Here is a 20,449-nt window from a genome sequence, read left to right as displayed (position 1 = left end):
ATACTCGGGTGCGATCCCCCATCTCTCCCGTCCTGTCCATACGTGGGCTGATTAAGGACGTCGGCCCGCTGGCCGCCCTGGACGGCAAAATGCTGCGCGTGGTAGGCGGAGTCTCCCTCCACGCCGAGCCCGGCCAGGTCACAGCCCTGCTGGGGGCGAACGGCGCCGGCAAGACCACCACCCTCGAATGTGCCCAGGGCCTGCAGAAGCGGAGCGGCGGTACCATCTCGCTGCTGGGACAGGACCCCGCCTCGGCTGGCGCTGCGCTGCGGGCCCGCGTGGGTGTGATGCTCCAGGATGGCGGCCTCCCGCCGTCGGCCCGTCCCCTTTCGCTCCTCCGGCACATTGCCGGCCTTTACGCCAACCCCTGGCCCGTGGACGAGCTGGCAGACCGGCTGGGCATCGGCGGGTTCGCACGAACCACGGTGCGGCGCCTGTCCGGCGGGCAGCGGCAGCGCCTGGCGCTGGCCGCGGCCCTGGTGGGCCGCCCGGAAGTCCTCTTCCTCGACGAACCCAGCGCCGGCCTGGATCCGCAGTCCCGCCAGCTGGTCTTTGACCTCATCGCTGAGCTGCGCGACGGCGGCATCGGCATCGTCCTCACCACGCATCTGATGGACGACGCGCAGCGGCTCGCGGATTACGTGTACATCATCGACGGCGGACGGAACGTCGCCGAGGGAACCGTCCAGCAGTTGCTGCAGCGGAGCCCTGAGGTGGAGGAAGGCGCCGAGCATGTGCGGACCCTGGTGTTCGACGCGGCCCCCGGACTGGACCTGGGCGGCGTACTGCCCGCCGGCGTCGAAGTCTCCGAGCCGAGGGCCGGCAGCTACACCGTGACCGGCGCCCTGACGCCGGGCCACCTGGCCGCCCTGGCCGCCTGGTGGGAAGCGCACGGCATCATGCCCGCCGCCATGAGCCTGCAGGCCCGCAGCCTGGAGGACGTCTTCCTGGACATCTCCGGAAAGGACATCCGATGATTGCCACTCGTGCCGCCGCGCCTGCCTCCCTGGGCCGCAGGATCCTGCTGCAGGGCCGCTATGAAGCGCTGTCCATGCTCCGGAACGGCGAGCAGCTCATCCTGGCCATTGTCCTGCCCCTCCTGGCTCTCGTTGGTCTAACTGTCACTCCGTTCCTGGACGGGTTCGGCGCAAGCCGGATCGACGTGGCCGTACCCGGTATCCTGGCACTGTGTGCCATGTCCACGGCGTTCACCGGACAGGGCATCGCCACCGGTTTCGACCGGCGGTACGGCGTGCTGCGATTCCTGTCCACCACTCCCCTGGGCCGCGGCGGGCTCCTTGCCGGCAAAGCGCTCTCCGTCCTGGCCGTGCTCGCCCTGCAGACTGCTGCGGTGGCTGCGGTGGCGCTGCCACTGGGCTGGCGGCCCCTGGGTGCCGGGTGGCTGCCCGGGCTGGCCCTGCTGGTCCTGGGCGCGGCAGCGTTCACCGCGCTCGGCCTGCTGGTCGCGGGCACCGTCCGCCCCGAAGCCACCCTGGCCATCACCAATTTGCTCTGGATCCTCCTTGCCGCGCTCGGCGGGATCATGATGCCCGCGGAGCGACTGCCGGGGGCGGCGGCCGGCATCGTTACGCTGCTGCCGTCCGGCGCCTTGGGAGAAGCCCTCCGCGAAGCTTTCCTCAGCGGCTCCCTTAATATCGGGGCCGCCCTCATACTGGTGCTCTGGACCGTTCTGGCCGGGGCGGCAGCCATCCGTTGGTTCAAGTGGAATTGAGATAACCCGTGAGTACGGCTTCACGCCTCCCCCAGTTCGCCGGCCGATTCGTGTCGCGGCTGCCCCGCGCCGTCGACAAGCGGATCCGCGGACTCGCCGTCGCCTCCCTGGTGGGCCAGACAGTACTCGTGGTGACCGGGGGTGCCGTCCGTCTGACCTCCTCGGGGCTGGGCTGCCCCACCTGGCCGCGCTGCACCGAGACCTCGCTGGTGAACACGCCCGAGATGGGCATTCACGGCTTCATCGAGTTCGGGAACCGGCTCCTGACATTCGCGCTGGCGGCCGTAGCGGCCCTCATGCTGGTCTACCTGTGGAATCTTCGCAGGGAACGCCGCGACCTGTTCCTCCTGGCCCTCGGACTGCTGGCCAGCATCCCGGCACAGGCGGTCATCGGCGGCATCACCGTTCTGACCGGGCTCAACCCCTGGGTGGTCGGGCTGCACTTCCTGGTGTCCATGGCCCTGGTGGTCTTCGCCACGCTGTTGGTGAACCGCGCCTTCGGCCGGACCGGCAGGTTCCAGACCCTGGCGCTGCCCGCACTGCCCGGAATGATGCGGCCGGTGACTGCCGCCGTCGCGCTTTTTGCTTCCCTTGCCGTCGTGCTGGGCGTCGCCGTGACGGGCGCGGGGCCGCATGCCGGTGACGCTGAGGCGCCGCGCAATGGCCTCGACTGGGACCTGTTCTCCCACATCCACGCAGTACCGGCCTATTTGGTGACCGCGGGAACAGCCGTGGCGCTGGCCGTGGTCCTGATGCGCCGCATCCGCGGGCCCTTCCGTGCCGCCGTCCTGGGACTCCTTGCCGTCACGGTGCTGCAGGCCGTCATCGGGTTCACGCAGTACTACAACGGCATCCCGGCTCTGCTCGTGGGGACCCACATGCTTGGCGCCGCACTGTTGATGGCAGCGGCCACCAACACCTGGGACCTGGCCCGCTGGAGCCAGGTGAAGTAGCGACGCTCTCTCAGATACTGCAGGTTTCCGGGCAACGCTCTCGCACTTAACGCCGCCTCCCGGGCAACGCTCTCGCACTCCCCACTCAACCGACGTTCTGAAACGGGCTGTTTGTGACGCTTGGTGAGAGAGCGTCCGGCGAAGCCCGACGCTAAGCGAGAGAGCGTCCGGCGAAGCCCGACGCTAAGTGAGAGAGGGTCAGCCGGCCATCACTGCGGGGCCGATGAACGGGTCCACGGCCAGCGCCAGGAACAGCAGCGTCAGATAGCTGATGGAACCGTGGAAGACCTTCATGGCCCGCTTGTCCGGGATGTCCTCGCGCTGCGCGCGGTTGTAGAGGGCATGGGATTCGTAGAGGAACCAGGCACCAGCCAGTACGGCGGTGATGGTGTAGACCCAGCCTGCCCCGCCGGCAGGAATCATCAGCAGCGAGCACGCCACCATGGCCCAGGCGTAGAGCACCACCTGGACGGAAACCACCTTGGCACCGGCAATGGCCCCAAGCATGGGCACCTTGGCATTGCGGTAGTCCTCGCCGTACCGCATGGACAGCGGCCAGTAATGCGGCGGTGTCCACAGGAAGATCACCATGAACAGGATGATGGCCGGCCATTCCACGGAGTTGGTGACGGCCGCCCAGGCGATGAGTACCGGGAAGCAGCCTGCTGCACCGCCCCACACGATGTTCTGCGCGGTGCGGCGCTTGAGGATGATCGTGTAAATCACCACGTAGAAGAAGATCGCGCCGAGGCCCAGCCATGCTGACAGCGGATTGGCCCCGAACCACAGGATGACGATGGCAGCCGCTCCCAGGAGCCACGAGAACACCAGCGCCTCGCGGGGAGTCACCTCGCCAGTGACCAGCGGGCGGTTCTCGGTGCGCTGCATGAGCTTGTCGATGTCCCGGTCGATGTAGCAGTTGAACGCACCGGCACTGCCAGCGGCGAAGGCGCCGCCAACCAGGGTGGCGAGGATCAGGCCGATGGACGGGAAGCCCCGCTCCGCATAGATCATCGTGGGGAGCGTGCTGACCAGCAGGAGTTCGATGACCCGCGGCTTGGTGAGGGCGAGATACGCCTTAGCCTTACGTGCAAACCCGGCACGTGGTGCCCGGGAAGCGTTCAGCGGCGTATCTGTAGTGCTCACGGTGGCAGTCACCCGTTCTGTGTGGCAGTTTTGTGCGGCATGGAGAATGCCGTGGCGCCTGATCGAGGCGCGCGTTCCGGCGGAGGCCTCCGAATATCATACCGCGCCGGCACCCTCCCGGCGGCCCGCCCATAGGTGCTGGTGATTGCGCGCGCAACGTTTCGAGCAGATTAAGTCAGGCGCACTTAAACCGCATTCACATAAGGGGAAATTGCGTCCAGAACGTGAGATTTGCGCTGCCCACAAGGTGGAATAGAGCTAAGCTGTCACCAGATCAGCACGCAGCCGGGAACAGCTTAAAAGGGCCGTCCCGGGCTGGCCGGTGGCTGAGTGATAGATCAACGTTTCGATGGTGAACGGCTGGTACACACCGCAGCAGGCGCCATGCAACGTGCCTTCACACGGATCCGGTGTGCCGCCTGCCATCAGCACAGAGAGGGGCCCGGTTTTCGTGCCACATTTGGAAGAGCAAGAACTGTCATGGACCGAGTTGGACCAGCGCGCCGTGGACACCGTCCGCGTCCTCGCTGCGGATGCCGTGGAGAAGGTGGGCAACGGCCACCCCGGCACGGCAATGAGCCTGGCTCCGGCCGCGTATCTTCTCTTCCAGAAGCTGATGCGCCACGACCCGCGGAACCCTGAGTGGATTGGCCGTGACCGGTTCATCCTCTCCCCCGGCCACACGTCGCTCACGCTGTACATCCAGCTGTTCCTGTCCGGCTATGGTCTGGAGCTGAAGGACCTTGAGTCGCTGCGCACCTGGGGTTCGCTCACCCCGGGCCACCCCGAGTACAAGCACACGGCAGGCGTGGAGATCACCACTGGACCGCTGGGCCAGGGCCTGGCTTCCTCGGTTGGCTTTGCGTATTCCCAGCGCCGCCAGCGCGGTTTGTTCGACGCCGATGCCGCCCCGGGCACCAGCCCGTTCGACCACACGATCTGGGTCATTGCGTCCGACGGCGACCTCCAGGAAGGCGTGACGGCTGAGGCTTCGTCGCTGGCCGGGCACCAGGAACTGGGCAACCTTGTTGTCGTTTACGACGAGAACCACATTTCCATCGAGGACGACACCGACATCGCGTTCACCGAGGATGTCCTGAAGCGCTATGAGGCCTACGGGTGGCATGTCCAGCGCGTGGACTGGACCAAGACCGGCGAATACAAGGAGGACGTGCAGGAGCTGCACTCCGCACTCCTCGCGGCCAAGGCCGAGACGTCCAAGCCGTCCATCGTTTCGCTGCGCACCATCATCGGCTACCCGGCCCCGAAGAAGCAGAACACCGGCAAGATCCACGGTTCCGCCCTGGGCGCCGAGGAAGTGGCCGCGTTGAAGGAAGTGCTGGGTTTCGACCCGGCCAAATCCTTCGAGGTGGACCAGGAAGTCCTGGCCCACGCCCGCTCTGTCGTGGAGCGCGGCGCCGCTGCCCGCAAGGAATGGGAAGAGTCCTTCAACGCCTGGCAGGCGGCAAACCCGGAAGGCGCCGAGCTGCTGCAGCGGATCGAAGCCAAGGAACTTCCCGCAGGCATCGACGAAGCGCTGCCCGTGTTCCCCGCCGGCAAGGACGTCTCCACCCGCGCGGCCTCCGGCAAGGTCCTGAACGCTCTCGGCCCGGTCATGCCGGAACTGTGGGGTGGCTCCGCCGACCTCGCCGAGTCGAACAACACCACTATCGAAGGCTCGCCGTCGTTCGTGCCGGCCTCCAAGCAGACTGACGCGTGGTCCGGAAACCCGTACGGTCGCGTCCTGCACTTCGGTATCCGCGAGCACGCCGCCGCCTCGATCGTGAACGGCATCAGCCTGCACGGCCGGACCCGCGCGTTCTCCGGCACGTTCCTGATCTTCTCCGACTACCAGCGCCCGGCCATCCGCCTCGGTGCACTGATGGGCGTCCCGTCCCTCTACGTGTGGACGCACGACTCCATCGGCCTCGGCGAAGACGGCCCCACCCACCAGCCGGTGGAGCAGCTCGCCTCGCTGCGTGCCATCGTCGGCTTGGACGTCGTCCGCCCCGGCGACGCCAACGAGGTCGCAGCAGCCTGGAAGACCATGTTGGAGAACCACAGCAACCCGGCCGGCATCGTGCTCACCCGGCAGAACATCCCCACTTGGGAACGCGGAACGGGTGACGCCGACGGCGACACCTTCGCTTCCACCGCAGGTGTCGCGAAGGGCGGCTACGTCCTGGCCGAGGCCTCGAAGGAGGGCGCCACCGTGCCGGCCGATGCCATCCTGATCGCCACCGGTTCCGAGGTCCAGCTGGCCGTCCAGGCCCGCGAAGCGCTCCAGGCCGAAGGCGTCGCCACCCGCGTGGTCTCCATGCCCTGCGTGGAGTGGTTCAACAAGCAGGACGCCGGCTACCGCGAATCCGTTCTCCCGGCCGCCGTGAAGGCACGCGTGTCCGTCGAGGCCGGCCTGGCCCTGGGCTGGAAGGAATTCGTCGGCGACGCCGGCCGTTCCATCAGCCTCGAACACTACGGCGCCTCCGCCGACTACAAGCGGCTCTTCCAGGAGTTCGGCATCACGGCCGAGGCCGTGGCCGCCGCCGCCAAGGACTCCCTCGCAGGCCTCCAGGCCTAACCCGATTTCCAGGAGACAAGAACATGACTACTCCCACCCAGCAGCTGTCCGACGCCGGCGTTTCGATCTGGCTCGATGACCTCTCCCGCGGCCGCCTCGAAACGGGCACCCTCCGCAAGCTCATCGAAGAGAAGAACGTGGTCGGCGTGACCACTAACCCGTCCATCTTCCACGCTGCCATCACAGCCGGCACCGACTACGACGCCACCATCGCCGCCCAGGCTGCAGCCGGCGCATCCATCGAGGACACCATCTTCGAAATCACCACCACGGACGTGGCCGATGCCTGCGATCTGTTCGCCCCGGTCGCCGCGGCCACCAACGGCGTGGACGGTCGCGTCTCCATTGAGGTGGACCCGCGCCTCGCCTGGGACACCGCCGGCACCATCGCCGAAGCCAAGCACCTCTACAAGAAGGTCAACAAGGACAACGTCCTGATCAAGATCCCCGCCACGCTCGAGGGCCTGGAAGCCATCACGGCCACGCTCGCCGAAGGCATCAGCGTCAACGTGACCCTGATCTTCTCCCTCGAGCGCTACCGCGCCGTCATCAACGCTTTCCAGTCAGGCCTGGAGCAGGCGAAGGAGAACGGCCACGACCTCTCGAAGATTCACTCCGTGGCGTCCTTCTTCGTCTCCCGCGTGGACACCGAAATCGACAAGCGCCTCGACGCTCTCGGCACCGAGGAAGCCAAGGCACTCAAGGGCAAGGCCGGAGTCGCGAACGCCCGCCTCGCCTACCAGGTCTACGAAGAGCTCTTCGCCACCGAACGCTGGGCCCTTCTCGCTGAAGCCGGCGCACGCCCCCAGCGCCCGCTGTGGGCCTCCACCGGTGTCAAGGACCCGGCCTACCCGGACACCCTCTATGTGACCGAACTGGTTGCCGCAGGCGTGGTCAACACCATGCCGGAGAAGACCCTGGACGCTACCTTCGACCACGGCGTGGTTACCGGCGACACCATCACCGGCACGTACGCGGAAGCCAACGCCACCCTGGATGCCCTTGAGAAGCTCGGCGTCTCCTACAACGACGTCGTCGCGCTCCTAGAGTCCGAAGGGCTCGACAAGTTCGTGGCCAGCTGGAAGGAACTCCTGGCCGACGTCGAAGGCGCCCTCGCCGCTGCACGGAAGGCTTCCTAGTCCCCCATGAGCACTCTCAGCTACGACGCCACCGGCGCTGCCCGGAAAGCCGCTGAACAGCACCTGCCCGCCCTGGTCGAGGACCGGATCGCGACAAGGATCTTCGCCAAGGACCACACCCTGTGGGGTCCCGACGCCGAGGCGGAGTCCGCGGTCCGGCTCGGCTGGGTGGAGGCGGCCACCGTCTCGCAGCCTTTGGTGCCGCAGATCCTGGAACTCCGCGACGCCCTGCGGGCCGAAGGGATCACGCGCATTGTCCTCTGTGGCATGGGCGGGTCCTCGCTCGCCCCGGAGGTGATGGCCGGAACGGCAGGCGTCGAGCTGACGGTGCTGGACAGCACGGACCCGGATCAGGTCCGTGCTGCCCTGGCTGACCGGCTGGAGCAGACCGCCATCGTGGTCTCGTCCAAGTCCGGTTCCACCCTGGAAACCGACTCGCAGCGCCGGATCTTCGAACACGCCTTCAACGAAGCCGGACTCGACGCAAAGAGCCGCATCATCATCGTCACCGATCCCGGCTCACCCCTGGACAAGGCATCGCGCGAGGCAGGCTACCGTGCCGTCTTCAACGCGGATCCGAATGTCGGCGGACGCTACTCGGCCCTGACCGCCTTCGGACTGGTTCCGTCCGGCCTGGCCGGCGTGGACGTCCAGACTTTCCTGGACGAGGCTGAGGAAGCTGCGGAAATCCTTAACGAGGACGCCCCGGAGAACATCGGCCTCGCCCTGGGTGCAGCCCTGGGCGGCACCAGCCCGCTGCGGGACAAGATCGTCATTGCCGAGGAGGGCTCGGGCATTGTGGGCTTCGCCGACTGGGCAGAACAGCTCATCGCGGAATCCACAGGCAAGCTGGGGACCGGAGTCCTGCCGGTCGTTGCCGGGCCTGCCTCGCCCGAGGTGGGCGCAGGCGCCCCCGACGTGCTGGTGGTGCGGCTGGTAGCCGCGGATGCCGACGTCGAACTCGGCGAGAACGAGGTAGCCATCGCCGGCGGACTCCCCACGCAGATGCTGGTCTGGGAGTTCGCCACCGCCGTGGCGGGCCGGCTGCTGGGGATCAACCCCTTCGACCAGCCCGATGTCGAAGCGGCCAAGGTTGCCGCGCGCGGCCTGTTGGACGCACAGCCTGAGCCTTCGGCGGCCGCGTTCGTGGACGGCGCCATCGAGGTGCGCGGCGGAGAGTGGCTGGGCGACGCCGCCACGGCGGAAAGTGCCGTTGCTGCACTCCTCGGTACGCTGGGCAGCGACAGCTACCTCAGCGTCCAGGCCTACTTCGACCGTTTGGCCTTCGCTCCGCTGGAGGGCATCCGCGACGGCCTGGCCGCCGTGACTGGACGTCCCGTGACGTTCGGCTGGGGTCCGCGGTTCCTGCACTCCACCGGGCAGTTCCACAAGGGCGGGCCGGCCGTGGGTGTGTTCCTCCAGGTGACGGCCCAGGCCGCTGAGGACCTCGCAATTCCGGACCGGCCGTTCACCTTCGGTGAACTGATCGCAGCCCAGGCGGCCGGTGACGCCCAGGTCCTGGAGCAGCACGGCAGGCCTGTCCTGCGCCTGCACCTCACGGACCGCGCCGCGGGTGTGGCACAGTTGCAGGACATTATCTTCGCCCTCACCGCACGGGCATCCGCTACCGAAAGCTAAGGCACCGAAGGAACCATGCCAGAAACTGAATACGGCAGAACAACCGGGGCTCGTCCCGGCAAACCCCTGCGGAATCCGCTACGGGATCCGCGGGACCGCCGTCTGAACCGGATTGCCGGGCCGTCATCGCTGGTGCTCTTCGGCGTTACCGGCGACCTTGCCCGCAAGAAGCTCATGCCCGCGGTGTATGACCTGGCTAACCGGGGCCTGCTGCCGCCGAGCTTCGCGCTGGTCGGTTTTGGGCGCCGTGACTGGAGCGATGCCGACTTCGCGGCCCAGGTGAAGGACTCCGTGGAGGCCTATGCCCGGACCCCCTTCGATGAGGCGGTCTGGAACCAGCTGTCCGAGGGCGTCCGTTTTGTGCAGGGCGAGTTCGACGACGACGGTTCCTTTGAGCGCCTGGGGAAAGTCATCGATGAGCTTGACGCGGTCCGCGGTACCCGTGGGAATCACGCTTTCTACCTGTCGATCCCGCCCAAGGCGTTCGAGCAGGTCTGCCGCCAGCTGTCCAAGCACGGCCTGGCGCAGGGCGACGGCGACAAGTGGCGCCGTGTGGTGATCGAGAAGCCGTTCGGACACGACCTTGAGTCCGCGCGGAAGCTCAACGACATCGTGGAGTCCGTTTTCCCCGCGGATGCGGTGTTCCGGATCGACCATTACCTGGGCAAGGAAACGGTCCAGAACATCCTGGCGCTGCGTTTTGCGAACCAGCTGTTCGAGCCGCTGTGGAACGCAAATTACGTGGACCACGTCCAGATCACGATGGCGGAGGACATCGGCACGGGCGGCCGCGCCGGATATTACGACGGCGTGGGTGCGGCCCGCGATGTCATCCAAAACCATCTGCTGCAGCTGCTTGCGCTGACCGCGATGGAGGAGCCAATTTCCTTCAACGCGGACGACCTCCGCGCCGAGAAGGAAAAGGTGCTGGCCGCGGTCAAGCTGCCTGAAGACCTCTCCGCCCACTCCGCCCGGGGCCAGTTCACCGGCGGTTGGCAGGGTGGCGAACAGGTGCAGGGCTACCTTGAGGAAGACGGCATCCCGGCCAACTCCACCACGGAAACCTTCGCGGCCATCCGCGTGGATATCCACACCCGGCGCTGGGCCGGCGTGCCGTTCTACCTGCGCGCGGGCAAGCGCCTGGGCCGCCGCGTCACCGAGATCGCGGTGGTGTTCAAGCGCGCCCCCAACCTGCTGTTCCGGGACCACAGCGAGGATGATTTCGGCCAGAACGCCGTGGTGATCCGGGTCCAGCCGGATGAGGGCGTCACCATCCGTTTCGGTTCCAAGGTCCCCGGCACGCAGATGGAAGTCCGCGACGTGACCATGGACTTCGGGTACGGCCACTCGTTCACGGAGTCCAGCCCCGAAGCGTACGAGCGGCTCATCCTGGATGTGCTGCTGGGCGAGCCGCCGCTGTTCCCGCGGCATGAAGAGGTGGAGCTGTCCTGGAAGATCCTCGACCCGTTCGAGGAGTACTGGGCACAGCTGAACGAACAGCCCGAGCCGTACGCGCCCGGTTCCTGGGGGCCGGCCTCCGCTGACGAACTGCTGGCACGCGACGGACGAACCTGGAGAAGGCCATGATTGTAGACCTGCCGGACACCACTACCTCGAAGGTTTCCAAGAAGATCATGGCCCTGCGCGAGCAGGGCGGTGTGATCGCTCTGGGCCGTGTCCTGACGCTGGTGGTGGTCACCAAATCGGGCCAGGAAGAAGACGCCATCGAGGCCGCCAATGAGGCCAGCCGGGAACACCCCTGCCGGATCATCGTCCTCGCCGACGCAGGCAAGGAGCACCCGGACCGCCTCGACGCGCAAATCCGGGTGGGCGGCGACGCGGGAGCCTCCGAGGTCATTGTCCTGCGCGGCTATGGCGAGCTCGCGCACGAGAGCGAGTCGCTGGTCGCAGCGCTGCTCCTGCCGGATGCGCCCATCGTCGCCTGGTGGCCGCACGGCGCTCCGGAAAACGCGTGCGAAACCTCGATCGGGCGGATCGCGCACCGCCGCATCACCGATTCCGCCAATGAAGCGGACCCGCACGCGGCACTGGAGAACATCCGGAGCACCTACAAGGCCGGCGACACCGACCTGGCGTGGACCCGCCTGACCAACTGGCGGATCCAGCTGGCAGCAGTCCTGGACCAGGTGGACTCCTCCCCCGTGACCGCCGTCGCAGTGGAGGGTGCCTCAGATTCGCCGAGCACCATCCTGCTGGCTGCATGGCTCACGCTAACCCTGGACGCCCCCGTCACCATCGTGGCGGACCCGGCAGGGACGGGCATCCGCCGGGTGCGGCTCACACGCCCCGGCGGTGACGTGCAGCTTTTCCGTCCGGGTCTTTCCGTGGCGGAACTGACCCAGCCGGGCCAGCCCGCGCAGCGGATTTCGCTGCCACGGCGCAGCCTCCGCGACTGCCTTGCGGAGGAACTCCGCCGTCTCGACCCGGACGAAGTGTTCGGCGAAGTGATTACTATTGGACTGCCACGTACCAATCTAAGGAGCGTCCGACCCAGTGAGCGTTGAGCCACGAGTAAGCATCCATCCTGATTCGTCCGTCCTGATGGCGGCCATTGCGGCCCGCCTGATCACAAAGCTTGTCGATGTTCAGGACAAACATGGCGAGGCCACCGTGGTCCTGACTGGAGGTACTGTCGGCATCGGCACGCTGAAGGCTGTTGCCGATTCCCCGGCGGCGCCGGCCGTGGACTGGTCGAAGGTCAATTTCTGGTGGGGCGACGAGCGGTTCGTCGCTGCCGGCGACCCCGACCGCAACACCAAGCAGGCGTTTGATGCCCTGTTGTCGCACATTCCGGTGGACCCGGAGCGCGTGCACCAGCCGGGATCATCCGATGACTTTGCCACGCCCGAGGAAGCTGCGGCGGACTACGCCCGCCAGCTGCGCGACGCGGCCGCCGCCGAGCACGCAGCAGACATGTCGGACGACAGGCCTGAGAACCCGGGCGCACTGCCCAGACTCGATGTGGTCCTGCTGGGCGTGGGTCCTGATGCGCACATCGCCTCGCTCTTCCCGGAGCAGGGCGGCATCCGCGAGAAGGAACTCACGGTGGTGGGTGTGCGCAACTCCCCGAAGCCGCCGCCCCTGCGCGTATCGCTGACGCTGCCCACGATCAATACGGCTGCCGAAGTCTGGATGGTGGTGGCCGGCGAGGACAAGGCCGGTGCCGTGGGCCTCGCCCTGGCGGGTGCCAATCCTGTTCAGGTGCCGGCGGCTGGTCCGCGCGGAACCTCGAGGACACTGTGGCTCATCGACGAGAATGCTGCTTCACGTGTCCCCGAGCAGCTCGTCCGGAAGGACGCCGCGGGCGCGTAAGCGCTCCAGCGCTCCGGCCAGGACAGCCTCGGCGTCCTCGCCGGAGCGCCGCTCTTTAACGTATTCCAGGTGCGTCTTGTATCCCTCTTCGGTGGTACTGTGCGCTTCCGGCGGCAGGCCGTCCCTGGTGGCCGCTCCCCCGCAGCGCCGGCACTCCCACTCCGCAGGAATCTGGTCCTCCGGCAGTTCGCAGAAAACGGGCTGGGTGAGGTGGCCGCTGGCGCATGTATAGGTCACCCGCATCCTCGGGACGGACTTGCCGGGATCCCCGTTCTCCAGGCTTGAACCCGTACCTTCGGTGACGCCGGCCCTGGTACCACGGAAACCGGAAGACGGATGTAGCATCGGGTTCTCCTGCCTCGTTAAACAAAACTGTGGCTGTCGGTATCCGACAGCCACAGTTTAGTTGGCTTCGCCGTGCGGCGGCAGGGGCAGCACGGTCACTCTCCGGTGCACCCGGCGATTATGAATCGCCGGCACCCGCGAAGCGCATCATCAGGCCAAGCGCGATGATGACCAGGCCCCAGGTGACGCCTAAGATGACCGTGAACCTGTTCAGGTTCCGCTCGGCTACTCCGGAGGAGCTCAGTCCGGAGCTCATGCCGCCGCCGAACATGTCCGAGAGTCCCCCGCCCCGTCCCTTGTGCAGGAGGATGAGCAGCGTCAGCAGCAGGCTGGTGATGCCCAGGAGGATCTGGAGGATAACTTGAAGAACGTCCACGACGGCCTTTCAGGAGTTGGAATGCGGGAGCGCGTACAGGGTCCGGACTAGTCCGTGACCAGGTGGCTCTCGAACCTGACAATATTAGCAAACTCGGCAGGGTCAAGGCTGGCACCGCCCACGAGCAGTCCGTCCACGTCGCGCTCCCGGAGGATGGCGGCGGCGTTGGCCGCCTTGACCGAGCCGCCGTACAGCAGGCGGGTCCTGGCAGCGACGTCGGCGCCGAAAGCGGATTCCAGTTCGGCGCGGATGGCTGCGCACATTTCCTGGGCGTCTTCCGGCCCGGCGACCTCACCGGTGCCAATGGCCCAGACAGGTTCGTAGGCGACCACGAGTTCGGCCGCCTGGTCATTGCTGAGGCCCGCAACGCCGGCGCGGAGCTGGTCCAGGGTGTGCTCGACGTGGGTGCCTGCCTGGCGGATTTCCAGGCCTTCGCCGACGCAGAGCACGGGCGTGACACCGTGGCGGAAAGCAGCCTTCACTTTGGCGTTGAGGACCTCGTCCGTTTCCTGGTGGATGGTGCGGCGTTCGCTGTGGCCCACCAGCACATAGCTGCAGCCGAGCTTTGCAAGGAACTGGCCGGAGATGTCGCCGGTATAAGCGCCGGAATCGAACTGGGACAGGTCCTGGCCGCCATAGGCGATGTCCAGGTCGTCGCCCTGCACCAGGGTCTGTACGCCGCGGAGGTCGGTGAACGGCGGGAACACCGCCACCTCGACCCGGCTGTAGTCGTGCTTGGCGTCAGACAGTGTCCAGGCGAGTTTCTGCAGCAGCGTGATGCCCTGGACGTGGTCCATGTTCATTTTCCAGTTGCCTGCGATGAAGGGCTTGCGGTCGAAGGCGCCGTTGGTTGACGTAGTCACGTTTGCTCCATAAAGGTCTTGGGTATGGGACCGGCCGGCAGGCTGCGGGGCAACCTGCCGGCCGAAAGGGTATTACAGTCCCGGCATGTTGTGCCGGGCGGACGGCTGCCGGACAGTCGTTAGCGGTCCAGGACGCTCAGTCCCGGCAGTTCCTTGCCCTCAAGGTATTCCAGGCTGGCCCCGCCTCCGGTGGAGATGTGGCCGAACTGGTCATCGGCGAAACCGAGGGTGCGCACGGCCGCAGCAGAGTCACCGCCGCCGACAACCGTGAACGCACCGGTTTCGGTCAGGGCCTGGGCGATGGCCCGGGTCCCGTGGGCGAAGGCTTCGAATTCGAAGACGCCCATCGGTCCGTTCCAGAACACAGTCTTGGCGCCCTTGATCCGCTCTGCGAAGGCGGCAGCGGAATCCGGACCGATGTCGAGGCCAATGCCGCTTGCTCCGAAGCTGCTGGATTCGATGGCGTCAGCGGCTACGGTCTCGTGGGCGGCGTCGGCTGCGAATTTCTCCGCCACCACAACGTCCGTGGGCACCACGAACTCAGTGCCGGCGTCCGCTGCGCGCTTGAGGTAGTCCTGAACCACGGGGATCTGGTCTTCCTCGAGCAGGCTCGAGGCAACCTTGTGCCCGGCGGCCGCGAGGAACGTGAACAACATGCCCCCGCCCACCAGGATGGTGTCGGCCTTGCCGATCAGGTTGTCAATGACAGCCAGCTTGTCTGAAACCTTCGAACCTCCCAGAAGTACCACGTAGGGGCGCTGGGTGTCGGCGGTGAGCTTGCGCAGCACCTCGACCTCGGTGTGGACCAGGTCGCCCAGGTACGACGGAAGCCGGGTGGCGACGTCGTACACGGATGCGTGCTTGCGGTGCACCGCACCGAAGGCATCGTCCACGAACGCGCCGTTGTCACCGGTGAGTGCAACGAGCTCATCGGCGAAGGCGCCGCGCTCGGCGTCATCCTTGCTGGTTTCGCGGGCGTCGAAGCGCACGTTTTCCAGCACGAGGGCTTCGCCGTCCTGCAGCGCTGCCGCAGCTTCCCGGGCCGAGCTGCCCACCGTGTCACCGGCGAGGGTGGCCTTGAAGCCGGCCAGCTCCGCCAGGCGCGCCACGGCCGGCTTGAGGGAGTACTTTTCATCAGGCTCGCCCTTGGGGCGGCCGAGGTGAGCTGTTACCAGCACGCGGGCACCGGCGTCCGTGAGCTTTGACAGCACTGGAAGGGAGGCCTTGATACGGCCGTCGTCAGTGACTGTAGAGCCGTCGAGCGGCACATTCAGGTCACTTCGAACCAGAATGTACCGCCCGCGGACACCTTCAGCGAGTAGTTCGTTGAGGGTGTGAGATGTCATGTGTCTAACCCTAGCCCAGCTTGGATGCGACGAGCTCCGTGAGGTCAACGAGGCGGTTGGAGTAGCCCCATTCGTTGTCATACCAGGAAACAACCTTGACCTGGTTGCCGATCACCTTGGTCAGGCCGGAGTCGAAAATCGAGGACGCGGGGTCGCCCACGATGTCCGACGAGACGATCGGCTCGTCGGTGTAGGTCAGGAAACCCTGCAGTTCCTCAGACTCAGCGGCGCGCTTGAGCGCGGCGTTGACTTCCTCGACGGTGGTCTCGCGGGACACGGTGACGGTGAGGTCCGTGGCGGAGCCGGTGGGTACGGGAACGCGGATGGCGTAGCCGTCCAGCTTGCCCTTCAGCTCCGGCAGGACCAGCCCGATGGCCTTGGCTGCACCCGTGGAGGTGGGGACCATGTTGATGGCTGCGGCCCGTGCGCGGCGGAGGTCGTTGTGCGGGCCGTCCTGGAGGTTCTGGTCCGCAGTGTAGGCGTGCACAGTGGTCATCAGGCCACGCTCGATGCCGAACTCATCATTCACTACCTTGGCCAGGGGGCCCAGGCAGTTGGTGGTGCAGGAGGCGTTGGAGATGATGTGGTGGGTGGCGTTGTCGTACAGGTTGTGGTTCACGCCCATGACGATGGTGATGTCTTCATCCGAGGCCGGGGCAGAGATGAGGACCTTCTTGGCGCCGGCGTCGATGTGCTTCTGCGCAGCGGCGGCCTTGGTGAAGAAGCCGGTTGACTCAATGACGATGTCGACACCCAACTCGCCCCAGGGCAGGTTGGCGGGATCGCGCTCGGCGAGGACCTTGATGACATTGCCATTGACGACGATGTTGCCGTCCTTGACCTCGATGGTTTCCTTCAGGCGGCCGCCCACGGAGTCGTACTTGAAGAGGTGCGCGAGGGCTTCGGGGCTGGTGAGGTCGTTGACGGCAACGATCTCCAGGTCTGCGCCCTGTGCGAGTGCTGCGCGGAAGTAGTTGCGGCCAATGCGGCCAAAGCCGTTGATACCAATACGGGTCGTCACTTTTTCAGTCTCCTTGGTGCTTTCGGGAAGCACTACTAGTTGAGCGGGCCAGAAAGCCTACTAACAGATCCCGCACGTCATTGGGCAGAGATGATTTACATACCGGAGGACGACCAGCCTCATTGCTGAAGGCTGACCGCCTTCCGTGACCCATCTTACGTTTAACCGGGTCCGCCCCCGCAACTGCGGGGGCGGACGGTCCACATCGCGGCCCTTTTAAGTCCGAATGTGAAGTTTGTTACACGAATGTGTAGCCGGGGTCACTACGGGAGGGTAATGAGCCCCGTGGCGTTGGCGCGTGCTGCATCGAAGCGCTTGGCGACATCTGCCCAGTTGACGATGTTCCAGAAGGCCTTGACGTAGTCAGCTTTGACGTTCACGTAATCCAGGTAGAAGGCGTGCTCCCACATGTCCAGCATGAGCAGCGGGGTGGTGCCCAGCGCGACGTTGCCCTGCTGATCATAAAGCTGCTCGATGACGAGGTTGCCGCCGATGGGCTCGTAGGCCAGGAAGCCCCAGCCGGAACCCTGCAGGCCGAGGGCCGCGGCGGAGAACTGGGCGCGGAAGGCGTCGAAGGAACCGAAGGCGTCATCGATGGCTGCGGCAAGTTCACCTTCGGGCTTGTCGCCGCCGTCCGGGGAGAGGTTGTTCCAGAACACGGAGTGGTTCACGTGGCCGCCGGTGTGGAAGGCCAGGTCCTTTGAGAGGCGGTTGATGTTAGCGAAGTCGCCCTTCTCGCGCGCTTCTGCCAGCTGGGCCAAGGCGTTGTTGGCGCCCGTGACGTAAGCGGCGTGGTGCTTGCTGTGGTGCAGCTCCATGATCCGCGCGGAGATGTGCGGTTCGAGGGCGGCGTAGTCGTAGCTGAGTTCGGGCAAAACGTACTCGGTCACAAAATCCTCCAATATCGTGGACCTCCCGGTCCTTCTGGTGTCTCTCGGATTGTGCATCCGGACGTCAGGCGCCCGGAATTATTTCGATTCTATGGGCCTGCTACTCGTCCAGCATTTCCGGCGTCACATTGGCGTCCGTGCCGGGAATTCCCAGGTCGATGGCGCGTTTGTCCGCCATGGCCAGCAGCCGGCGGATCCGTCCGGCGATGGCGTCCTTGGTCATCACCGGATCCGCGAGGCGGCCCAGTTCGTCCAGGCTGGCCTGTTTATGCGCCACGCGCAGCTCGCCAGCGTACTTCAGGTGGTCCGGGACGTCGTCGCCAAGGATTTCCAACGCACGCTCCACCCGTGCTCCGGCCGCAACGGCTGCCTGGGCGGAGCGGCGGAGGTTGGCGTCGTCGAAGTTCGCCAGGCGGTTGGCTGTCGCGCGGACCTCCTTGCGCATGCGGCGTTCCTCCCACACCATCAGCGCGTCATGGGCGCCCATCCGGGTCAGCAGGGCGGCAATCGTGTCCCCGTCACGGATGACCACGCGGTCCACGCCCCTGACCTCCCGGGCCTTGGCCTGGATGTCCAGTCGGCGGGCGGCGCCCACGAGTGCAAGTGCAGACTCCGGGCCAGGGCAGGTGACTTCCAAAGAGGATGAGCGGCCGGGCTCCGTGAGGGAGCCGTGCGCCAGGAAGGCGCCTCGCCACACCGCTTCGGCGTCCGCAGCTGATCCGTTGACGACGGCGGACGGCAGCCCCCGCACGGGGCGTCCCCTGCCGTCGAGCAGGCCGGTCTGCCGGGCCAGCGCCTCGCCGTCGCGCACCACGCGGACCACGTAGCGGCTGGCGCGGCGCAGGCCGCCGGCTGACACCACGATGATTTCGCTCTGATGCCCGTAGACCTCGGCGATGGCGGCGCGGAGCCGGCGGGCTGTGGATGCCAGGTCCACTTCCGCCTCGATGACGATCCGGCCGGAGATGATGTGGAGGCCGCCGGCGAACCGGAGCATGGCGGAGACCTCGGCCTTGCGGACGGAGGATTTCTTGATGTCCAGCCGGGACAGTTCTTCCTTGACTGATGCTGTCAGTGCCATGGCACCTTCCTAACTGTTCCCGAATATGTCCTGGTACGCCGTGGCCAGACGCAGGGGGTCATGGACGGGCCGGCGACCCGACGCCCCTACTTTACCCAAGACAACCTCTGCGCCGATCATCTCCGCCGCCCGTTCGAACTCCACCCGGTCCGGCACCGAGGCGGGGTCGGCCAGCACCACGTCCACGCTGAAGCCGGGAGCGTACCGGCGGAGCGCGTGCAGGTGGTCCGCCGCGGACATCCCCATGGTTTCCCTGGTGTCCGTGGCCAGGTTCATCGTCAGGCAGCGTTTGGCCGCCGTGCTGCAGAGCGCCTCGCGCATCTCGGGCAGCAGCAGGTGCGGGAGGACCGAGGTGTACCAGGACCCCGGGCCCAGGATGACCCAGTCCGCAAGTTCAATGGCGCTCAGGGCCTCGACGCAGGCGGGCGCATTCTCGGGAAGCAGCCTGACGTGCTCCAGCGATCCGGCCACCGCGCACTTGGCCTGGCCACGGACCGTCTCCAGGGCAGTGGTGCCGTCCGGGGCGGTGACGCGCGCCTCTCCCTCGATGGTCAGGGGAACAGTGGACATCGGCAGGACCTGGCCCCGGGCTCCGAGCAGCGCACCGGCCCACTTGAGCCCGCCCACCGCATCGCCCAGCAGTTCCCACAAGGTCACGATCAGCAGGTTTCCCATGGCGTGCTCGTCCAGCGATCCGCCCGGGCCCTTGCCCGGCTGGAACCGGTGCTGCATGACGTCGCGCCAGGTGCGGCCCCAGTCGGTGTCGTCGCACAGGGCGGACAGCGCCATCCGGAGATCCCCCGGCGGGAGGACACCGTACTCCTCGCGCAGGCGCCCGGAAGAACCGCCGTCGTCCGCTACCGTGACGATGGCCGTCAGCTCTGAGGTGAGCAGGCGCAGCGCCGAAAGGGAGGCCGACAGGCCATGGCCGCCGCCAAGCGCCACAACGTTGGGCCCCTTGTCCTGCTGGCTGGCGACGCCGGCGGCCGGAGCCGGCACCAGGGGCAGGGCTCCGGTAAACAGCCCCATTATTCCCGGCCCAGGTCCCGGTGCGTGGTGGTCACGGTGACCCGGGGAAACTGTGCCAGCTTCTTCGAAATCTCCATGGCTACCGCCACGGAGCGGTGTTTGCCGCCGGTGCAGCCGACCGCGATGGTGGCGTAATGCTTATTCTCCCTGCGGTAGCCGTCCAGCACCGGCTCCAGCGCCATCACATAGCGGTCAACGAAGCTCTTGACGCCCTCAGCATCAAGGACGTAATCGCTGACATCCTTGTCCAGGCCGGTGTGGGGACGCAGCTGCGGCACCCAGTGCGGGTTGGGAATGAAGCGGACGTCCGCCACGTAGTTGGCGTCCACGGGCAATCCGTACTTGAAACCGAAGCTCATGACGTTGATGCGCAGCGCAACGGGGCCGGACTCGCTGAACAGTTCGGTGATGGCGGTCGCCAGGCCATGGACGTTGTAGCTGGAGGTGTCAATGACGACGTCGGAGCTGTCGCGGAGTTCCTGGAGCAGCTCGCGTTCGGCGGCAATTCCGTCCAGGATCCTGCCGCCGCCCTGCAGCGGGTGCGGCCGGCGGCCCTGCTCGAAGCGGCGGACCAGCACATTGTCGCTGGCATCCAGGAAGAGCACGCGGAACGTGATGCCGCTGGCCTCCAGCGCGCCCAGGGCAGCCCGGATGTCGGCGAACAGGCCCTTGCTGCGCACGTCCACCACCACCGCAAGCCGCGGGATTGACTGGGGCGCGTGGGAAACGAGTTCGGCGAGGGTGCCGAGCATCTGCGGGGGCAGGTTTTCCACGACGTACCAGCCGTGGTCCTCCAGGGCATCCGCTGCGGTGCTCCGGCCTGCCCCGGACATCCCGGTGACCACCAGCAGCTCCGCCTCCAGCGGCTTGACGGGTTCCATCCCGTCCCGCCCTGCGCCGGATTCCGCCGTTGTGCCTGCCATCAAGTCCCCGATTCCGTTCGTTGTACTGGCGGTGGGCCGCACCGGCGGTCCCCGTC

General features: G+C 66.6%; 19 protein-coding genes. 9 read left to right on the top strand and 10 right to left on the bottom strand.

Annotated features, from left to right (window positions below; genetic code table 11):
- Positions 1-8 precede the first annotated feature (8 nt).
- Genes ACIQC0_RS07435 through ACIQC0_RS07425 form a run of 3 tightly spaced genes read left to right on the top strand, consistent with a single transcriptional unit; the run spans position 9 to position 2,685 of the window.
- Positions 9-977, top strand: a complete 969-nt coding sequence (locus tag ACIQC0_RS07435) for an ABC transporter ATP-binding protein (RefSeq protein WP_400533807.1) — start codon at positions 9-11, stop codon at positions 975-977.
- Complete coding sequence (locus tag ACIQC0_RS07430; RefSeq protein WP_400533804.1) at positions 974-1,732, top strand: ABC transporter permease; 759 nt, start codon at positions 974-976, stop codon at positions 1,730-1,732. The genes ACIQC0_RS07435 and ACIQC0_RS07430 overlap by 4 nt, the downstream gene beginning before the upstream one ends.
- Positions 1,733-1,740: 8 nt before the next feature.
- Positions 1,741-2,685, top strand: coding sequence for a heme A synthase (locus ACIQC0_RS07425; protein WP_400533801.1), 945 nt, complete (start codon positions 1,741-1,743; stop codon positions 2,683-2,685).
- Between the two features lie 198 nt (positions 2,686-2,883).
- Here the strand turns inward: ACIQC0_RS07425 and ACIQC0_RS07420 are convergent, their stop codons facing one another.
- A complete protein-coding gene (locus ACIQC0_RS07420) occupies positions 2,884-3,843 on the bottom strand; it encodes a heme o synthase (RefSeq protein ID WP_400533798.1) in 960 nt (319 codons plus the stop codon).
- 448 nt (positions 3,844-4,291) lie between these two features.
- Here ACIQC0_RS07420 and tkt point away from each other — a divergent pair, with 448 nt between their 5' ends.
- Genes tkt through pgl form a run of 6 tightly spaced genes read left to right on the top strand, consistent with a single transcriptional unit; the run spans position 4,292 to position 12,519 of the window.
- Positions 4,292-6,409, top strand: coding sequence for a transketolase (gene tkt / locus ACIQC0_RS07415; protein ID WP_400533928.1), 2,118 nt, complete (start codon positions 4,292-4,294; stop codon positions 6,407-6,409).
- A 23-nt stretch (positions 6,410-6,432) separates the two neighbouring features.
- A complete protein-coding gene (tal, locus tag ACIQC0_RS07410; RefSeq protein ID WP_400533795.1) occupies positions 6,433-7,548 on the top strand; it encodes a transaldolase in 1,116 nt (371 codons plus the stop codon).
- Between the two features lie 6 nt (positions 7,549-7,554).
- Positions 7,555-9,186, top strand: coding sequence for a glucose-6-phosphate isomerase (locus ACIQC0_RS07405; protein ID WP_400533792.1), 1,632 nt, complete (start codon positions 7,555-7,557; stop codon positions 9,184-9,186).
- Between the two features lie 15 nt (positions 9,187-9,201).
- Entirely contained in the window at positions 9,202-10,773 is a 1,572-nt protein-coding gene (zwf, locus tag ACIQC0_RS07400; RefSeq protein ID WP_377215812.1) for a glucose-6-phosphate dehydrogenase, read from the top strand.
- Positions 10,770-11,711, top strand: a complete 942-nt coding sequence (locus ACIQC0_RS07395; RefSeq protein WP_377215811.1) for a glucose-6-phosphate dehydrogenase assembly protein OpcA — start codon at positions 10,770-10,772, stop codon at positions 11,709-11,711. Before zwf ends, ACIQC0_RS07395 begins: the two co-directional genes overlap by 4 nt.
- On the top strand, positions 11,701-12,519 hold the full coding sequence (pgl, locus tag ACIQC0_RS07390) for a 6-phosphogluconolactonase (protein WP_400533789.1): 819 nt from the start codon (positions 11,701-11,703) through the stop codon (positions 12,517-12,519). Before ACIQC0_RS07395 ends, pgl begins: the two co-directional genes overlap by 11 nt.
- Here the strand turns inward: pgl and ACIQC0_RS07385 are convergent.
- The 9 genes from ACIQC0_RS07385 to rapZ all read right to left on the bottom strand — a co-directional run bounded on the left by ACIQC0_RS07385 (position 12,472) and on the right by rapZ (position 20,393).
- Positions 12,472-12,864, bottom strand: coding sequence for an RNA polymerase-binding protein RbpA (locus ACIQC0_RS07385; RefSeq protein WP_400533786.1), 393 nt, complete (start codon positions 12,862-12,864; stop codon positions 12,472-12,474). The genes pgl and ACIQC0_RS07385 overlap by 48 nt on opposite strands.
- A 118-nt stretch (positions 12,865-12,982) precedes the next feature.
- Positions 12,983-13,240 carry a preprotein translocase subunit SecG gene (gene secG / locus ACIQC0_RS07380; RefSeq protein ID WP_377215808.1) on the bottom strand — a complete coding sequence of 86 codons (258 nt, stop codon included), beginning with the start codon at positions 13,238-13,240 and terminating at the stop codon, positions 12,983-12,985.
- Positions 13,241-13,287: 47 nt separating this feature from the next.
- A complete protein-coding gene (gene tpiA, locus ACIQC0_RS07375) occupies positions 13,288-14,103 on the bottom strand; it encodes a triose-phosphate isomerase (RefSeq protein ID WP_377215807.1) in 816 nt (271 codons plus the stop codon).
- A gap of 119 nt (positions 14,104-14,222) precedes the next feature.
- On the bottom strand, positions 14,223-15,449 hold the full coding sequence (locus tag ACIQC0_RS07370) for a phosphoglycerate kinase (protein ID WP_400533782.1): 1,227 nt from the start codon (positions 15,447-15,449) through the stop codon (positions 14,223-14,225).
- 10 nt (positions 15,450-15,459) lie between these two features.
- Positions 15,460-16,470, bottom strand: coding sequence for a type I glyceraldehyde-3-phosphate dehydrogenase (gene gap / locus ACIQC0_RS07365; RefSeq protein WP_377215805.1), 1,011 nt, complete (start codon positions 16,468-16,470; stop codon positions 15,460-15,462).
- A 263-nt stretch (positions 16,471-16,733) separates the two neighbouring features.
- Positions 16,734-17,360, bottom strand: a complete 627-nt coding sequence (locus ACIQC0_RS07360; protein WP_377215804.1) for a superoxide dismutase — start codon at positions 17,358-17,360, stop codon at positions 16,734-16,736.
- Between the two features lie 100 nt (positions 17,361-17,460).
- On the bottom strand, positions 17,461-18,441 hold the full coding sequence (gene whiA / locus ACIQC0_RS07355) for a DNA-binding protein WhiA (RefSeq protein ID WP_377215803.1): 981 nt from the start codon (positions 18,439-18,441) through the stop codon (positions 17,461-17,463).
- A gap of 9 nt (positions 18,442-18,450) precedes the next feature.
- Positions 18,451-19,470, bottom strand: coding sequence for a uridine diphosphate-N-acetylglucosamine-binding protein YvcK (gene yvcK / locus ACIQC0_RS07350; protein ID WP_377215802.1), 1,020 nt, complete (start codon positions 19,468-19,470; stop codon positions 18,451-18,453).
- The gene (gene rapZ / locus ACIQC0_RS07345) at positions 19,470-20,393 is read right to left on the bottom strand and encodes an RNase adapter RapZ (RefSeq protein ID WP_400533777.1); all 924 of its coding nucleotides are present in this window, start codon (positions 20,391-20,393) and stop codon (positions 19,470-19,472) included. The genes yvcK and rapZ overlap by 1 nt, the downstream gene beginning before the upstream one ends.
- Between the last annotated feature and the right edge of the window lie 56 nt (positions 20,394-20,449).

The sequence above is a fragment of the Pseudarthrobacter sp. NPDC092419 genome, from assembly GCF_044755045.1.
GTDB lineage: Bacteria > Actinomycetota > Actinomycetes > Actinomycetales > Micrococcaceae > Arthrobacter.
Note: the sequence above shows the minus strand (reverse complement) of the source record. Positions and strands in the feature narration are given on the sequence as shown.

Bases quoted from the DNA above. Each gene is read 5' to 3' on its own strand.
- ACIQC0_RS07430 (WP_400533804.1), top strand. From the start codon at position 974: ATGATTGCCACTCGTGCCGCCGCGCCTGCCTCCCTGGGCCGCAGGATC.
- tal (WP_400533795.1), top strand. From the start codon at position 6,433: ATGACTACTCCCACCCAGCAGCTGTCCGACGCCGGCGTTTCGATCTGG.
- ACIQC0_RS07405 (WP_400533792.1), top strand. From the start codon at position 7,555: ATGAGCACTCTCAGCTACGACGCCACCGGCGCTGCCCGGAAAGCCGCT.
- zwf (WP_377215812.1), top strand. From the start codon at position 9,202: ATGCCAGAAACTGAATACGGCAGAACAACCGGGGCTCGTCCCGGCAAA.
- ACIQC0_RS07395 (WP_377215811.1), top strand. From the start codon at position 10,770: ATGATTGTAGACCTGCCGGACACCACTACCTCGAAGGTTTCCAAGAAG.
- ACIQC0_RS07385 (WP_400533786.1), bottom strand. From the start codon at position 12,864: ATGCTACATCCGTCTTCCGGTTTCCGTGGTACCAGGGCCGGCGTCACC.
- ACIQC0_RS07370 (WP_400533782.1), bottom strand. From the start codon at position 15,449: ATGACATCTCACACCCTCAACGAACTACTCGCTGAAGGTGTCCGCGGG.
- whiA (WP_377215803.1), bottom strand. From the start codon at position 18,441: ATGGCACTGACAGCATCAGTCAAGGAAGAACTGTCCCGGCTGGACATC.
- yvcK (WP_377215802.1), bottom strand. From the start codon at position 19,470: ATGGGGCTGTTTACCGGAGCCCTGCCCCTGGTGCCGGCTCCGGCCGCC.
- rapZ (WP_400533777.1), bottom strand. From the start codon at position 20,393: ATGGCAGGCACAACGGCGGAATCCGGCGCAGGGCGGGACGGGATGGAA.